This window comes from Enterobacter sp. 5-4, from assembly GCF_000612205.1.
Classification (GTDB): domain Bacteria; phylum Pseudomonadota; class Gammaproteobacteria; order Enterobacterales; family Enterobacteriaceae; genus Enterobacter; species Enterobacter roggenkampii.
On record NZ_JFHW01000008.1, the window covers coordinates 1 to 16,033 of the forward strand.

Sequence of the window (16,033 nt, forward strand, 5' to 3'; positions counted from 1 at the left end):
GCCGGACACGGTCAGTTCGCTCTTCGCTTCGGCGGCATTCAGAATGTCGTCCGTCGCCAGGGTGTTGATCGTGACGGTCGGCGCGGTGGCATCCACGCTGTACTCGCGGCCCGCCGAGGCGCTGTTGCCGTTCACGTTGGTGACGCTCACCTGCACGCTGGCGTCGCCGTCTTTCAGGCCAGCCAGATCCGCAGACGGTACGGTCCAGGTCCAGTTGCCGCTGTCGTCCACCGTGGTGGTGTAGATTTTGCCGTTCAGGCTGATGGTCACGGTCTGCCCGGCTTCCACGTTGATGGTCGCACCGGACAGCACCAGATCCGCGCCCTTCTCCGCCGCGTTGATCACGTCGTCGGTCGCAATCGGATTGATGCTGATGGCAACGGTCGCCAGATCTACCGTCACATCGTGGCTGATGGTAATCGGGTTACCCGCTGAGCTGTCGCCGGTAACGCTGATTTTGACGGTACCTTCCGGCCACGCGCTCACGTCCGCTGATGGAACAGCCGCGCTCCAGCTGCCGTCCGCCAGCACCGTGGCCGCATAGTCTTTACCGTTTACGGTGACGGTCAGGGCCGTACCCGGTGCCAGCCCGTCGCTGGAGCCGGTGACAATGAGGTTCTGCGCATGCTCAATGCTGTTGACCACGTTGTCGCCCGCCACGGTATCGACGCGCAGACCCGGCAGGTTAGCGTCGATAGCGATCTCGCGCTCGCCGGTCCCGGTGTTACCGTGGCCGTTGGTAACGGTCGCCGTCACGCTCAGGCTGCCGTTACCCAGCGCCGTCAGCACGTCAGACGGCACGTTGACAGACCAGGTCAGATCGTTCTGCACCGTTGCGGTGTAGCTGTTGCCGCCAATGGTCACGGTCACGGTATTGCCCGCTTCGGCATTCGCCACGGTGCCGCTCAGGGTCTGGCCTGCGGCCACTTCCGCCGCGTTAATGACGTTATCGCCCGCCACGGTGTTGATGGTGACCGTTGGCAGCGCGGTGTCCACCAGCAGGTTCGCGGTGTTGCTCACGCTGTTGCCCACGCCGTTGGTGGCGGTCGCGTTCAGGGTGTAGTTGGCCTGACCCAGACCGGCCAGATCCGCCGCCGGAACCGTCAGGCTCCAGGTACCGTCTGCCGCCGTCGTCGCCGTGTAGTTTTTGCCGTTCAGGGTCACGGTCACCACGGTGCCTTCCGCCAGGTTGGCGCTGGTGCCGCTCACGCTCAGATCCTGACCTTTTTCCACCGCGTTCAGCACGTTATCGTCGCTGATGGCGTTGAAGCTGACCGAAGGCAGACCGGTATCGACGGTCACGTTATGGCTGCCGGTGCCGGTGTTGCCCGCCGCGTCGGTGACGGACGCCGTGACGGTCACGGTGCCGTCGCTGAGGCCGGAAATCACGCTCGCCGGGACGCCCACGCTCCAGTTCCCCGCCGCGTCCAGCACGGTGGTGTAGGTCTGGCCGCCGATGGTGACGGTCACCTTATCGCCCGCGGCCGCGCCGGTGGCGGTGCCGCTGATAACGTGTGCCTGGCTGTGTTCAGCCACGTTAATCACATCATCACCCGCGATGGTGTTGATAGTGACCGCAGGAACGGTCACATCCACCGTCAGGTTGTGGTCCACGGAAGCCGGGTTACCCGCCTTGTCGCTGACCGATGCGGTCACGGTGACGCTGCCGTCGGTTAATCCTGCCAGATCGGCCGCCGGAACGTTCAGCGTCCAGCTGCCGTCCGCGCTGACGGTGGTGGTGTAGTCTTTGCCGTTCAGCGACACGGTGACCGTCTGGCCCGCTTCGGCGGTGCTGGTACCGGAAACCGTCAGATCGCTCTTCGCTTCGGCGGCGTTCAGAATATCATCCGTCGCCAGGGTGTTAATCGTGACGGTCGGCGCGGTGGCATCCACGCTGTACTCACGTCCCGCCGAGGCGCTGTTGCCGTTCACGTTGGTGACGCTCACCTGCACGCTGGCGTCGCCGTCTTTCAGACCCGTCAGGTCGGCGGCTGGCACCGTGGCCGTCCATTTGCCGTCGGCGCCGACGGTCGCGGTGTAGCTCTTGCCGCCGAAGGTGATGGTAACGGTCTGGTTTTCCTCAACGTTCGAGGTCGCCCCGGAGAGCACCAGATCCGCGCCCTTCTCGGCGGCATTAATCACGTCGTCGGCGGCAATCGCATCGATGCTGATGGCAACGGTCGCCAGGTCCACCGTCACATCATGGCTGATGGAGACCGGATTACCGGCGCTGCTCTGGCCTGCCACGGTCACGGTGACCGTGCCTGCCGCCAGGGCACCCACGTCCGCAGCCGGGATGGCCGCACGCCAGGTGCCGTCGGCCAGCACGGTGGCCGGGTAGGTTTTGCCGTTTACGGTGACGGTCAAGGTGGTACCTGCGGCCAGGCCATCGCTGGATCCGGTCACAATCAGATTCTGCCCGTGCTCGATGCTGTTGATCACGTCGTCGCCCGCCACGGTATCCACGCGCAGGCCCGGCAGGTTAGCGTCGATCGTGATATCGCGCTCAGCGGATCCGCTGTTTCCGACGCCGTTGGTCACGCTGGCGGTCACCGTTAAATCGCCGTTGCCCAGGGCGGTCAGGATAGATTCCGGCACATCGACGGACCAGGTCAGATCGCTCTGCACCGTTGCGGTGTAGCGGTTGCCGCCAATGGTCACGGTCACGGTGTTGCCCGCTTCGGCATTCACCACCTTACCGCTGATGGTCTGGCCGGCAGCCAGCTCGGCGGCGTTAATCACGTCGTCGCCCGCAATGGTGTTGATAATCACGCCCGGCAGAACGGACTCCACGTTTACCGTGTGCGTCGCGCTGGTGCTGTTGCCGACGCTGTCCGTGGCTGACGCGGTGACGGTATAAAGTGCCTCGCCCAGCTGACCGACCTCGCTCGCCGGAACGGTGGTGATCCATTTTCCGTCATCGTCCACCTGCGCACTGTACGCTTTGCCGTTCAGCATCACGGTCACTACCGCGCCTGCCGCCAGGCCGGACGCCGTACCGGAGATCGTCAGATCCTGGGTTTTCTCGGTGCTGTTGATCACATCGTCACCGGAAACGGTGTCAATGGTCAGCCCCGGCGCGGTCAGGTTCACCGCCACACCGTGCGTGGCGCTGTTGCTGTTGCCCGCTTTATCGGTCAGCGCCGCGGTAATAGTGTAATCCCCGGCGGCCAGCGCGGTAACGTCTGCCGCAGGCACGCCCACGCTCCAGTTGCCGGAGGCATCCAGGGTGGCGGTGTACGATTTGCCGTTGAGGGTGACGGTGACCACGTCGCCCGCCGCCGCGCCGGTCACGGAGCCCGTGACAATCAATGCCTGCGCGTGCTCGGCGCTGTTGATCACGTCGTCGTCGGACACGGTGTGAATGGTCAGCTGCGGGACGGTGGTATCGACCAGCACGTCGCGATCCGCAGAGGCCGGGTTGCCCGCCTTATCGGAGACCGCCGCGCTAATGGTGTAGTTACCGTCGGTAATCGCGCCGACATCCGCGGAAGGCACGGTCACGCTCCAGCTGCCGTTTGCCTGCACGGTGGTGGTGTAGTCCACGCCGTTCAGGGTCACGGTGACGGTCTGGCCCGCTTCGGCGTTGGTTACACCATTAACGACCAGATCCTGCTGCGCCTCGGCCGCATTGATGATGTTATTGTCGCTGACGATCTCGATAGACACCGTCGGCGCGGTGGCGTCCACGCTGTACTCGCGGCCTGCCGACGCGCTGTTGCCGTTCACGTTGGTGACGCTCACCTGCACGCTGGCGTCGCCGTCCTTCAGGCTGCCCAAATCGGCAGACGGCACGGTGGCCGTCCAGTTGCCGTCGGCATCCACCGTCGCGGTGTACGATTTGCCGCCGAAGGTGATGGTAACGGTCTGGTTTTCTTCCACGTTGGTGGTGGAGCCGGACAGCACCAGGTCCGCGCCTTTCTCCGCCGCGTTAATCACGTCGTCAGAGGCAATCGGGTTAATGCTGATGGCGACTGTCGCCAGATCCACCTTCACGTCATGGCTGATGGAAACCGGGTTGCCCGCCGCGCTATGACCTTCAACCTTCACGGTAACCGTGCCCGCGCCGAGCGCGCTGACGTCGGCCGCCGGAATGGCCGCCGTCCAGGTGCCGTCCGCCAGTACGGTGGCCGCGTAGGTTTTGCCGTTGACGGTGACGGTCAGCGCCGCGCCCGTTGCCAGACCGTCGCTGGAACCGGTGATAATCAGATTTTGAGCGTGTTCAATGCTATTGATCACATCGTCGCCCGCCACGGTATCGACGCGCAGGCCCGGCAGGTTGGCATCAATGGTGATGTCGCGCTCGCCGGTGCCGGTGTTGCCGTGGCCGTTAGTGACGCTGGCTGACACCGTCAGATCGCCGTTACCGATGGCGGTTAAGACCGAGGACGGCACGTTGACCGACCAGCTCAGATCGTCCTGAACCGTCGCGGTATACGTATTGCCGCCGAGGGTAATGGTGACAGTGTCACCGCTCGCCGCACCGCTCACTTTCCCGCTCAGGGTCTGTCCGGCAGCCACTTCCGCGGCGTTAATGACATCGTCCGTCGCGACCGGATTGATGGTGACCTGCGGCAGCGCGCTGTCGACCAGCACGCTGTGGCCGGTGCTCGCGCTGTTGCCCGCGGCGTCAGTTACGCTCGCCGTCACGTTGTAGCTCGCTTCGCCCAGCGCCGAGACGTTTGCCGCCGGAACGGTCACGCTCCAGTTCCCGCTCGCGTCGGTGGTGGCCGTATAGTTAATCCCGTTCAGGGTCACCGTAATGGCGGTTCCTTCCGGCTGGTTGCTGGTGCCGGACACCTGCAGATCCTGGCCTTTCTCGGTCGCATTGATCACGTCGTCAGCCGCCAGGGTATTGATGGCCACCACCGGCGCGGTCAGGGAGACGTCAAATTCGTGCGTCGCAGTGGTGCTGTTACCGGCTTTGTCGGTGAGGGTCGCGGAGATCGTCTGGTCGCCGTTGACCAGCGCGCCCACGTCCGCCGCCGGAACGCCCACGCTCCAGCTGCCGGACGCGTCCAGCATGGCGGTGTAATCTTTACCGTTCAGGGTCACGGTAATCACGTCGCCCGCCTGCGCGCCCGTCACCTTACCGGAGACGATCAGCGCCTGGCCGTGCTCGGCAATATTCACGATGTCGTCGCCGGCAACGATGTTGAAGGTGATCTGCGGCACGGTGGTGTCCACCAGCACCGAGGATCCCGCGCTGGCCGGGTTACCTGCTTTATCGGACACGGTCGCCGTGACCGCGACGCCGCCATCGGTGATGCCCGCGAGATCGGCTGCAGGCACGTCGAGCGTCCAGCTGCCGTCCGCCTGCACCTGCGCGGTGTACTGATTGCCGTTGAAGGTCACGGTGACCGTCTGGCCCGCTTCGGCAGTAGAGGTGCCGCTCAGGATCAGATCCTGCGCCGCCTCTGCCGCGTTCAGCATATTGTCATTGCTGATGGTGTTGATGGTCACCGTCGGCGCGGTGGTGTCGACGCTGAATGCCTGCGCCGAAGACGCGGCGTTGCCGTTCACGTTGGTGACGCTGACCTGCACGCTGGCGTCGCCGTCTTTCAGGCCGCTCAGATCGGCAGCCGGAACGGTCCAGGTCCAGTCGCCATTGACATCCACCGTCGTGGTGTACGTTTTTCCTGCGAAGGTAATGGTGACGGTCTGGCCCGCTTCAACGTTGGACGTGGTGCCGGACAGCACCAGATCCTGGCCTTTTTCCGCTGCGTTAAGGACGTTGTCGTCGGTCACGCTGCTGATGGTGATGGCGACAGGCGCGAGATCGACGTCCACGACGGTCCCGATAGCCACCGGGTTGCCGGAGGCATCCTGCGCGCTTGCCTTGATATCCAGCGAGCCATCTGCCCACTGGGACACGTCCGCCGCCGGTACCGCCGCCTGCCAGGAGCCGTCCGCCAGCACCGTTGCGGAATACGCTTTTCCGTTGATGGTCACGGTGACGGCGCTGCCCGCCGCCAGATCGGTGCTGGTGCCGGACACAATCAGGTTCTGCGCGTGCTCAATCACGTTGATCACGTCGTCGCCTGCGACCGTATCAATACGCAGCCCCGGAAGCTGGGCGTCGATGGTGAAGTCGAGCGAAGAAGAACCGGTATTGCCGTGCGCGTTGGTGACGCTGGCCGATACGGTGAGATCGCCGTTGCCCAGCGCGGTCAACTGGCTCTGGGTTAACGGCAGGCTCCAGGTGAGATCGTCCTGCACGGTGGCAGTAAAGGTCTGGCCGCCCAGGGTAATCGTGACAGTGTCACCTGGCGTCGCATTTGTCACCTTACCGGTCAGGGTTTGCCCTGCCGCCACTTCCGCCGCGTTAACGATATTGTCGCCCGCCAGCGTGTCGATCGTTACCACCGGCAGCGAGCTGTCCACCAGCACGTCGTGCGAGGTTGAGGCGCTGTTGCCGACGCTATCGGTGACGTTCGCCGTCACGGTGTAATTCGCTTCGCCCAGCGCCGAGACGTTTGCCGCCGGAACAGTTACGCTCCAGTTTCCGCTGGCGTCAGCGGTAGCCGTGTAGTGAATGCCGTTCAGGGTCACCGTAATGGTCGTGCCTTCCGGCTGGTTGCTGGTGCCGGAAATCTGCAGCTCTTCGCCTTTCTCTGCCGCGTTGATCACGTCGTCCACCGCCAGCGTGTTGATACCGATGACAGGCGTCACGGTATTCACCACCACATCCAGTGAACTGCTTCCGGTATTGCCGGATCGGTCGGTCACGGAGACGTCGATGGTCCAGGTGCCGTCCGTCAGCCCCTGCACGACAGACGCGGGCAGGCCAAGGCTCCAGTTCCCCGCCGCATCCACCACGGTGGTGTAATCGACGCTGTTAATAGTGATAGTCACCCGATCGCCCGCTGCCGCCCCGGTGACGGAGCCGCTCAGGATCTGCGCCTGTGCATGGGCGAGCTGGTTAACGGTATTGGTGTCGGTGACGAAGTGGTTGATGGTCACCTGCGGCACGGTCGCGTCCACCAGCCCAACGCGGTCGGCGCTGCTGCTGTTGCCCGCCACGTCGCTTACGGTGGCCGTCACGGTCACGATGCCATCGTTGAGGGCACCGACGTCAGCCGCCGGTACGATCAGCTGCCAGGTTCCGTCCGTCTGGACCGTGGTCTGATACGTTTTGCCGTTCAGCGTCACGGTGACCGTCTGGCCCGGTTCCGCAGTACTGGTGCCGCTTAAGGCTAAATCCTGCTGCGCCTCAGCCGCATTGATGATGTTATCGCTGGTGAGGTTATCGAGGGTAATCGCCGGCGGCAGCGTATCCACCGTGACCACGCGCGACGCGTCGGCACTGTTACCGTTGACGTTCGTGACGCTGACGCTCACCTGCGCGCGCCCGTCGATCAGGGTTTCCATGGCGCTGGCGGGCACGGTCAGGCTCCAGGAGCCATCCTGCTGCACCTGGGCGGTAAAGGTCTGGTCGGCGAATTTCACCACCACGGTCTGCCCCGCCTCCACGCCCTGCGTCTGGCCGGAAAGGGTTAAATCGGCACCTTTTTCTGCCGCATTCAGCAGGTCATCGCCGGAGACGGTATCAATGGTGACCGCCACGGCGTTGAGATCGAGTTCAATCGGGTGTTCAGCCGCAACGGTATTGCCCCAGGCATCTTTTGCGCTGACGCTAACCGTCACCTCTCCCGCGGTCCAGGCCTGCAGGTCCGCAGCAGGAACGCCAATGCTCCAGCCGCCGCTGGCGGTAACCACGGCGTTATATTCGACGTTGTTAATGGTGACGACGATCGGCGTGCCCGCGGCCAGGTGGGTGCTGGCGCCGGTGACGGTCAGATCCTGCTGCTGTTCGATGGCGTTGACCACGTCATCGCCGGAAATGGTGTTCACGCGCAGGCCCGGCAGCTGTGCGTTGATGTTGATATCGCGCTCGCCGGTACCGGTATTGCCGTGCGAATTGGTCACCGACGCGGTGAAGGTTAAATCGCCGTCGCCGAACGCCTTAAGATCCGCTGACGGGATTTTCACGCTCCAGGTCAGATCGCTGCCCACCGTGGCGGTGTAGCTCTTGCCGCCCACGGTGACAGAAACGGTATCGCCCGCCGCCGCGCCGGTAACGCGACCGCTGAGGGTTTGATCGACACCCGCTTCGGCGTTATTGACCAGGTTGTCGCCCGCAAAGGTGTTGATGATCACCTGCGGCAGCACGGTATCCACCAGCAGCGTCGCCCCGGCAGAGCCGCTGTTACCCACGCTGTCAGTGCCGCTGACGCTGACGGTGTAGAGGGTGTTCGCCAGATTCAGCACGTCGGAAACCGGCACCTGGACCGCCCAGATGCCGTTTTCAACGGTGGCCTGATAGCTGACGTTGTTCAGCGTCACGGTAATGGCGCTGCCGTCAGGCAGGTTGCTGGTACCGGTCAGGCTCAGCGGCTGCATCGCCTCCTGGGCATTCAGCACGTTGTCCTGGCTAATGGCGTCAATCGTAAATTCTGGCGGGTTGCCGCTCAGCGTAATGCCGTGCGTGGCGCTGCCGGTGTTGCCTGCCGCGTCGGTCACGGATACTGAAATCGTGTGGTTGCCTTCACCCAGCGCGCCCAGCACGGATGCCGGAACGCCCACGCTCCAGCTGCCGTCCGCCAGCACTACGCCGGTGAAGGACTGGTCGCCAACGGTCACGGTGACCACATCGCCTGCCGACGCGCCGCTCGTCTGCCCGGAAATAATCTGCGCCTGGCCCTGTTCGCTGGTGTTCAGTATGTCGTCGCCCGCCACGGTATCGATGGTGACCACCGGCGCGGTGGTATCCACCGTGAAATCTGCGGTGACAGACGAACCGTTGCCCGCTTTGTCGCTGACGTTCACCGTCAGGGTGTGATTACCCTCGTTGAGCGCCTGCACGTCGTCCGCGGCAAGCGTGACGGACCAGGTACCGTCGCTGCCCACCGTGGCGTTGTAGTTTTTACCGTTCAGCGTGACCGTGACGATCTGACCGGCTTCCGCAGTCGTTTTGCCGGTCAGCGTCAGCGGCTGGCTGTGCTCGGCGGCATTAATGATGTTGTCCTGCGCGAGGGTATCGACAGAGAGGGTTGGCGCGACGCTATCCACGCCGATTGTCTGACTGCCGCTCACCGTGTTACCCGCCGCGTCTTTGCCGCTGACGTTGACCGTCCAGGTGCCATCGCCCAGCACCTGCGCGTCGGCCGCGGGCACGTTAACACTCCACGTCCCGTCAGCCCCCACTTCCGTCGTATAGGTTTTACCGTTCAGCGTCACGGTGAGTGCGGTACCCTGCGCCAGATTCTTGCTGGCACCGGAGAGCGTAAAGCCCGCGGATTGCTCGCTGGCGTTAAGCACGTTGTCGCCCGCCGTGGTAGCCAGCGTAATGGCAGCCTCGGCGGTCGAGACCGTTACGGTAATGTTGCCCGCATCGGTGGTTTTACTGCCGTCGATCTGCACCACCGACCAGGTGTGTTCCCCGTCCGTCTGGGTCGGTAATTTTACCGTCCAGGTGCCCTCTTTACCGACCATGGCGCTGGCGATGGTGCTGCCGCTGCTGTCTTTGATCTGGATGGTCGCGCCCGGCTGACCGGTACCGCTAAAGGTTGGCGTGTTGTCGTCCGTGATCGCGTTTGCTGTCAGCACGCCCTGCTTGTCGCCCGCTTTATCCGACAGCAGGAAGGTTGGCGTGGCGCTTTCCACCTCTTTCGTATTATCAATAACTTTTGTTTTAGTCTCGCCGTCGCCGCCGTTTGCCAGCAGCGCCCCGATGGCACCGCCGCCTAATGCAGCTCCCGCAATCCAGCCCCACGGGGCGTCGCTTAAGACGCTTCCCTGCTCCAGGAAAGGTTGAATGCTGCTAATCGGTGTGGCCTGCGCGGTTAGCTCGGTCACCGCAACGCCTGACGCTTCCCCGGTATCGGCAAAAGAAATATGCGTCAGTTCCTGACGATCGTTGAACACCAGCTCTGACTGGTTGTGCGTCTCAGGATCTTCAACAAAATAGTTATTGCAGCGAATCACGCTGCCATCTTTCATATAAATGAGGAGGTCTTTACCCTGGCGGACATATCGCACCACATCCTGAGCAGAACCCTGGACTTCAATCACGCTCGGGGAGGAAATAGAGACCGACAAATTTCCTTCGCCGGTTAATTTCGTTTTCTCCGCCGTTTTGCGAATGATGACATCAACAACCTTTATGTTACTCATATTTCTCTCCTTGCAGGTGTGCGGATTCCTGTGGATATGTCCACCAGACGGATGTAGCTATCCCTGGGAAAAAACACCCATTATTTTCAGACTTATTTTGCGCGACAATACGCGTCTTTTTTTAACTCAAATCGGGTAGTTTTGCGGCAGCGCTTTTCTCTATTCCAATAAGCGGCATTAAATTATCAACCGCGGAAGCATAATTAATTGCCGAACTCCAGCCATCATACTCAGCGATTATTTTCGCCGAGGTGGCCTGCCAGACATCCTGCTCAACGCTGAGCAGATCGTTAATGCTCCGCTTGCTCAGGGTGTACTCATTTTTATAAACATCACGGGCGCGCAGCGCATTTTGCAGCTGCTGTTTCCCGGCCTCCATTCTTCCCCGCGCGCCGGTCCAGTCCGCCTGCGCGACGGAGGCTTTTTGCAGGACGTCGAAACGCGCCTGATCGACCTGAGAGGAGGCCATCGCCCGCGCGCCTTCAGCCTGCCGCACGCGTGCAGAGACCGCGCCGCCCTGATAAAGCGGTGCGTCAATGTTGAGTTGGATCTGGTCGTCCCAGTACGAACGGTTGTCCGACTCGTAACGGGTACGTCCGCCCTTCAGGCTGAGGGTCGGCCAGTGCTGGGACTTCGCCGTCTCCACGCCATACTGGGCAGAGCGCTCCATGTTTTGCGCGGCCATGACCGCCGGTATCAGCGAATAATCAATGCGGTTGAGCGAATCAGGTTCAACCGCGAGGTTTGCGGGTACAGGCGAATAGTTTTCTGCCTGCATGCCGGTTAATACCGCAAGCCTTGCGCGGGCGCTGTTTAAGGCGGCCTGATACTGCGCGACCGTTGCCTGCATACCGGCAATACGCGTGCGGGTCTGGAGCTCATCGGAGGTCGAGCTCACGCCCGCGTCGGCGCGCAGCTTTGCCAGCTGCTCAACATTTTTCAGGGCCTGAACGTTCTCCTTTGCTGCCTGCAGCAGATCGGCATAGCGTTTGACCTCGACATAGCTCAGCGCCGTTTTTTCCGCCACGTCAGAGAGCGTGCTCATCAGCTGGTAGCGATAGCTATCGCGCTGGGCGGAAGACTGGCTGATGCTGTTATTGGTCTTGCCAAAATCATAGATCAGCTGCGTCAGGCTCAGTCCCCAGGCGGCTGAATTCTTCAGCGACCCGCTGGAATCGGTAGTCTGGCTATGGCCCGTGCTCCCGTTCAGCGATATTTGCGGCATCCAGCCGCTGCGCGCTTCATCTATTTGTGCCTGACCAATACCGAGCTGCGCGGCCTGCTGACTAATAGACGGATCGCGATCGATAGCAAAAAGAATACTTTCTTTTAAGGTGGTCCTGGCAACCGGGGCAATACCCACCTGATTACTATTGGCGTACGCCGTATTTATGGCTAATGAAATGAATGCCAGCGCTGCTGTAAATCGGCGTAACATTGGCTTTCGTAATATCGTCATTTTATCTCCCTGACTCTGAGTGACACTGAAGCAATTACCCAAAAAGAGGTATAGATAATTAGACAAATATCTTTTTTAGCATCCTTGCCGAATTTTAGGTAAAACTCCCCATACCCATTTCCCCCTGGAGATGAGATCTGCCTGCGTCTTATTTAATTAAGAATTTACTTATTTCCTAAAGTGGTTAGCAGCATAACAAAATGTGTTATAGGCCACTACACCCACAATGTTAATGTGGTGTTACAATTAAGAAAAAAGATGGGGTTTCTGGACAAAAGTCTTAAAATGACCTTTCAGATGAAACATATAAACCGTCTGTTATTTAAGGAAAATTCTTAATTTGCTCCCTGCACATTTTTGCGTTAATTTCCGCGCGGGTCAGACACAAAGATTTTCAAAGAAGTGTCAATTTAAGTAGCCAAACAGGATGAATTGGGATTTATCGCTATTAAAAAACTAATCAAAGCAATTAATATCTATAAATATCTATTTTGTCGAAACTTAACTCCAGACAATGGTGTTGCACTGGTTACATAATCCAAACCGTTAAATAAAACATAACGATAACATTATGATTAACATTCAAAACGGCTTGCTTATACCTGTTTAATAAAATTTTAATAATCACGCATCTGAATCATCACCTCTCTCCCCGACATCAAAACCACGTTGCCCTTCTCTCTGCGTTAAAATGCTGTATTATGCAAACTATTGCGATATTTTGCAGGAATGTAACCGATGCACAAAACTGCACGACAGCGCCACGTTCTGGATATCCTGAGCGAGCAAGGCCAGGCCAGCATCACCGAACTGGCAGAAAAGCTGCAGGTTTCAGCCGATACCATCCGTCGGGATCTGACCGACCTGGAGAACCAGGGCCTGGCGCAGAAGAACCACGGCGGAGCCATCGCGCTGAATCTCTCCGCCATGAACCGTCAGGGCCGCAATACGCTGCTGCCGGAAACCAAACAGCGCCTCGGAAAACAGGTCGCCCTGCAGGTCCCTGCGGGTTCTACCCTGTTTCTGGATGCGGGCAGCACGGTAATGGCTGTCGCCTCCTTTCTTCGCGGGCCGCTCACCGTCATAACCACGTCGCTGGATATCGCCCAGCATTTTAGCGACCGGGAAGACGTTGAACTGATCCTGCTCGGGGGGAAATGGGACCACCAGCAGCGCCTGTTTGCCGGAAGCGCCACGTTGTCGTTGCTGTCCCGTTATCGGGCAGATATCGCCATCCTCGGGGCGTGCGCCATTCATGCCGAACTCGGTTTGAGCGCCGGTAAAGAAGCGGATGCCGATGTTAAGCGCGCGATGCTTGACGCAAGCCATGCGCACTGGATTGTTGCCGACCACCTGAAGGTCAACCGCTGCGAGCCGTATCTGGTTTCCGGGTTATCCAACATTCAACAACTCTTTTTAGATCGTCCCTGGCCTGAGCTTGGGGACCCTGGCGCATTGCAGGTCACGGTGTGCGCGAATTAACGTGGAGAAGTTCATGAGTACAGTTCGAACAATTAACATTGCGCTGATCGGGTATGGATTTGTGGGCAAAACCTTCCATGCCCCGTTAATCCAGTCTGTGGACGGGCTTAAGCTGGCCGTGGTCTCTTCTCGTGATGAAGAGAAGGTTAAACGCGATCTGCCGGACGTAGAGGTGGTCGCCACCCCTGAAGAGGCTATTCAGCATCCGGATGTTGATCTGGTGGTGATTGCCTCCCCCAACGCCACGCACGCCCCGCTGGCGACGCTGGCTCTGAACGCCGGCAAGCATGTCGTGGTGGATAAGCCCTTCACCCTCGACATGCAGGAAGCCCGCGACCTGATTGCGCTGGCGGAGGAAAAGCAGCGTCTGCTCTCCGTCTTCCACAACCGCCGCTGGGACAGCGATTTCCTCGGCATTAAGCAGGTTATTGAGCAGGGCACGCTCGGCAAGGTCAAACACCTGGAGTCGCATATCGACCGCTTCCGCCCGGAAGTGCGCGTGCGCTGGCGCGAGCAGAACGTCCCCGGAAGTGGCTTATGGTTTGACCTGGGTCCTCATCTTATCGACCAGACGCTGCAGCTCTTTGGCCTGCCGCAGTCGGTTCAGGGGAATATCGCGACGCTGCGCGACGGTGCAGAAATTAACGACTGGGCGCACGTGGTCTTAAACTACCCGGAGCATAAGGTGATTCTGCACGCCAGCATGCTGGTGGCGGGCGGTACGGCGCGCTTTGCCGTCCACGGGGACAAGGGCAGCGTGGTGAAGGCCAGAATCGATCAGCAGGAAGCACAGCTGCTCTCCGGGGTGATCCCCGGCAGTGAGGCCTGGGGCGAAGACAGCGACAGCATGGTGTTCTTTGGCGCTGACGGTGCATCGCAGACGATCCCTACCCCGAAAGGCGATCAGCGTCAGTACTACATCAACGTGCGTGATGCGCTACGCGGGGAAATCGCCAATCCTGTCCACCCTGTTGAGGCATTGGCGGTGATGGCCGTGCTGGAAGCGGCGGTGACGTCGTCTGAGACGGGGTCAACCCAGGCGCTGGCATTAACAGTTGAAGAGCGTGCTTTGCTGGGTTAAAAACAAGCCGGGTGGCGCTGCGCTTACCCGGCCTACGATTCAGAGCCGTTTGTAGGCCCGTGCAAGCGAAGCGCCGCCGGGCGAGAAGACTACGAACGCTTTTTCGGCATCATGCGCAGAAGGGTATTATCTTTCCAGAAATAGTGATGCATCAGCGCCGCCGCGGCGTGCAGGCCAATCACAAAATAGCCCAGATTTGCCAGCGTCTCGTGCCACTCTTTCAGCATATCTACCAGGTCAAAATTGGACTCCGCCGCATGCGGCATCGCCAGGCCAAAAGCAAACCAGTCGCTGCCCCGGTTATACATCATCACAATGCCAATCAGCGGCAGCGCAATAAACAGCAGATACATCACCAGATGCCCCAGATGAGACATCCCCGTCACCATCGCTTTTGGCTTCGGTTGAATCGGTGGTGCGCGGAATTTCAGGCGAACCAGCAGACGCGTCACCATCAGCACCAGGATACTGATCCCGCATGAGACGTGGATCATGTTGATCGTCGGGCGCGCGGTGCGCGGGAAGAAACCTCTGAACTCCATGGCGCAGTAGGCGACGATGATTAACAGAAACACCAGCCAATGGATGCCAATTTGCAGGCTTGTATATTTAGTGCGCATGTGATTTCTCGATTAAAAACAGTTACCGCGCCAACATAATCTCCTTTCCTTAAAAATTCATTAACTTTTCTGTATGGTTTTTCAAATACATCCTCCCGCATGAAGCATCTTCAATTGCCGCCCTGCCCGTGATGGTCTAAGCCTGGATGAGTTCAAACTGTCACATCGACACGTTTACAGGAGAACACCATGAGTAAAATTGGCATTAACGGATTTGGACGCATCGGACGTCTTGTTCTGCGCCGCCTTCTTGAAACCCAGGACAGTAATACCGTCGTCGCCATCAACGACCTCACCTCTCCCAAAGTGCTGGCCTACCTGCTCAGGCACGACTCCAACTACGGTGGCTTCCCGTGGAGCGTGGATTTCACCGAGGATGCGCTGATCGTTGACGGTAAAACCATCGCGGTGTATGCCGAAAAAGAGGCAAAGCACATTCCGTGGAAAACCGCGGGCGTGGATATCGTTGTGGAGTGCACCGGCTTTTATACGTCTGAAGAGAAATCACGGGCGCACCTGGACGCGGGCGCGAAGAAGGTGCTGATCTCTGCGCCCGCGGGGGACATGAAAACCATCGTCTACAGCGTGAACGACGAGACCATTGACGCCAGTGATACCATTATTTCCGTCGCCTCCTGCACCACCAACTGCCTCGCCCCGCTGGCAAAAGCCCTGAACGACGCGTTTGAAATTAAGGTGGGCACCATGACCACCATTCATGCCTATACCGGTACCCAGGCGCTGGTGGATGGCCCGCGCGGGAAAGATCTTCGCGCCTCCCGGGCGGCGGCAGAGAATATCATTCCGCACACCACCGGAGCCGCAAAGGCCATCGGTCTGGTGATCCCTGCGCTCAGCGGCAAACTGAAAGGCCACGCCCAGCGCGTGCCGGTTAAAACGGGCTCCGTGACCGAACTGGTGGCCATTCTGGGCAAGAAAGTGACCGTTGAGGAGATCAACGCCGCGCTGAAAAAGGCCACTCAGGGCAATAAATCGTTCGGGTATACCGATGAAGAGATTGTGTCGTCAGATGTGATTGGCTCGCATTATGGTTCGGTGTTTGACGCCACGCAGACGGAGGTGTCAGAAGCGGGAGACCTTCAGTTGGTGAAAGCCGTTGCCTGGTATGACAACGAGTATGGGTTTGTGACGCAGCTGGTGCGGACGCTGGATAAGTTTGCGGCGCTGTGATTTCCCCCCTCACCCTCTCCCCAA

General features: G+C 59.9%; 6 protein-coding genes. 3 read left to right on the forward strand and 3 right to left on the reverse strand.

The window, feature by feature from the left end; translation table 11 throughout:
- The coding region (locus AA74_RS0103975; RefSeq protein ID WP_025911227.1) for an Ig-like domain-containing protein at positions 1 to 10,176 on the reverse strand (10,176 nt) is incomplete at its 3' end.
- 121 nt (positions 10,177 to 10,297) lie between these two features.
- Complete coding sequence (locus AA74_RS0103980) at positions 10,298 to 11,635, reverse strand: TolC family outer membrane protein (RefSeq protein WP_025911228.1); 1,338 nt, start codon at positions 11,633 to 11,635, stop codon at positions 10,298 to 10,300.
- A 738-nt stretch (positions 11,636 to 12,373) separates the two neighbouring features.
- Here AA74_RS0103980 and AA74_RS0103990 point away from each other — a divergent pair.
- Positions 12,374 to 13,117, forward strand: coding sequence for a DeoR/GlpR family DNA-binding transcription regulator (locus tag AA74_RS0103990; RefSeq protein WP_025911230.1), 744 nt, complete (start codon positions 12,374 to 12,376; stop codon positions 13,115 to 13,117).
- A gap of 13 nt (positions 13,118 to 13,130) precedes the next feature.
- Complete coding sequence (locus AA74_RS0103995) at positions 13,131 to 14,198, forward strand: oxidoreductase (RefSeq protein WP_025911233.1); 1,068 nt, start codon at positions 13,131 to 13,133, stop codon at positions 14,196 to 14,198.
- 89 nt (positions 14,199 to 14,287) lie between these two features.
- Here the strand turns inward: AA74_RS0103995 and cybB are convergent, their stop codons facing one another.
- The gene (cybB, locus tag AA74_RS0104000; protein WP_025911235.1) at positions 14,288 to 14,818 is read right to left on the reverse strand and encodes a cytochrome b561; all 531 of its coding nucleotides are present in this window, start codon (positions 14,816 to 14,818) and stop codon (positions 14,288 to 14,290) included.
- A 189-nt stretch (positions 14,819 to 15,007) separates the two neighbouring features.
- Here cybB and gap point away from each other — a divergent pair, with 189 nt between their 5' ends.
- Positions 15,008 to 16,009 carry a type I glyceraldehyde-3-phosphate dehydrogenase gene (gene gap, locus AA74_RS0104005; protein ID WP_025911237.1) on the forward strand — a complete coding sequence of 334 codons (1,002 nt, stop codon included), beginning with the start codon at positions 15,008 to 15,010 and terminating at the stop codon, positions 16,007 to 16,009.
- Positions 16,010 to 16,033 lie beyond the last annotated feature (24 nt).

Excerpts from the sequence above, each read along its gene's own strand:
- AA74_RS0103980 (WP_025911228.1), bottom strand. The coding sequence starts at position 11,635 with ATGACGATATTACGAAAGCCAATGTTACGCCGATTTACAGCAGCGCTG.
- AA74_RS0103990 (WP_025911230.1), top strand. The coding sequence starts at position 12,374 with ATGCACAAAACTGCACGACAGCGCCACGTTCTGGATATCCTGAGCGAG.
- AA74_RS0103995 (WP_025911233.1), top strand. The coding sequence starts at position 13,131 with ATGAGTACAGTTCGAACAATTAACATTGCGCTGATCGGGTATGGATTT.
- cybB (WP_025911235.1), bottom strand. The coding sequence starts at position 14,818 with ATGCGCACTAAATATACAAGCCTGCAAATTGGCATCCATTGGCTGGTG.
- gap (WP_025911237.1), top strand. The coding sequence starts at position 15,008 with ATGAGTAAAATTGGCATTAACGGATTTGGACGCATCGGACGTCTTGTT.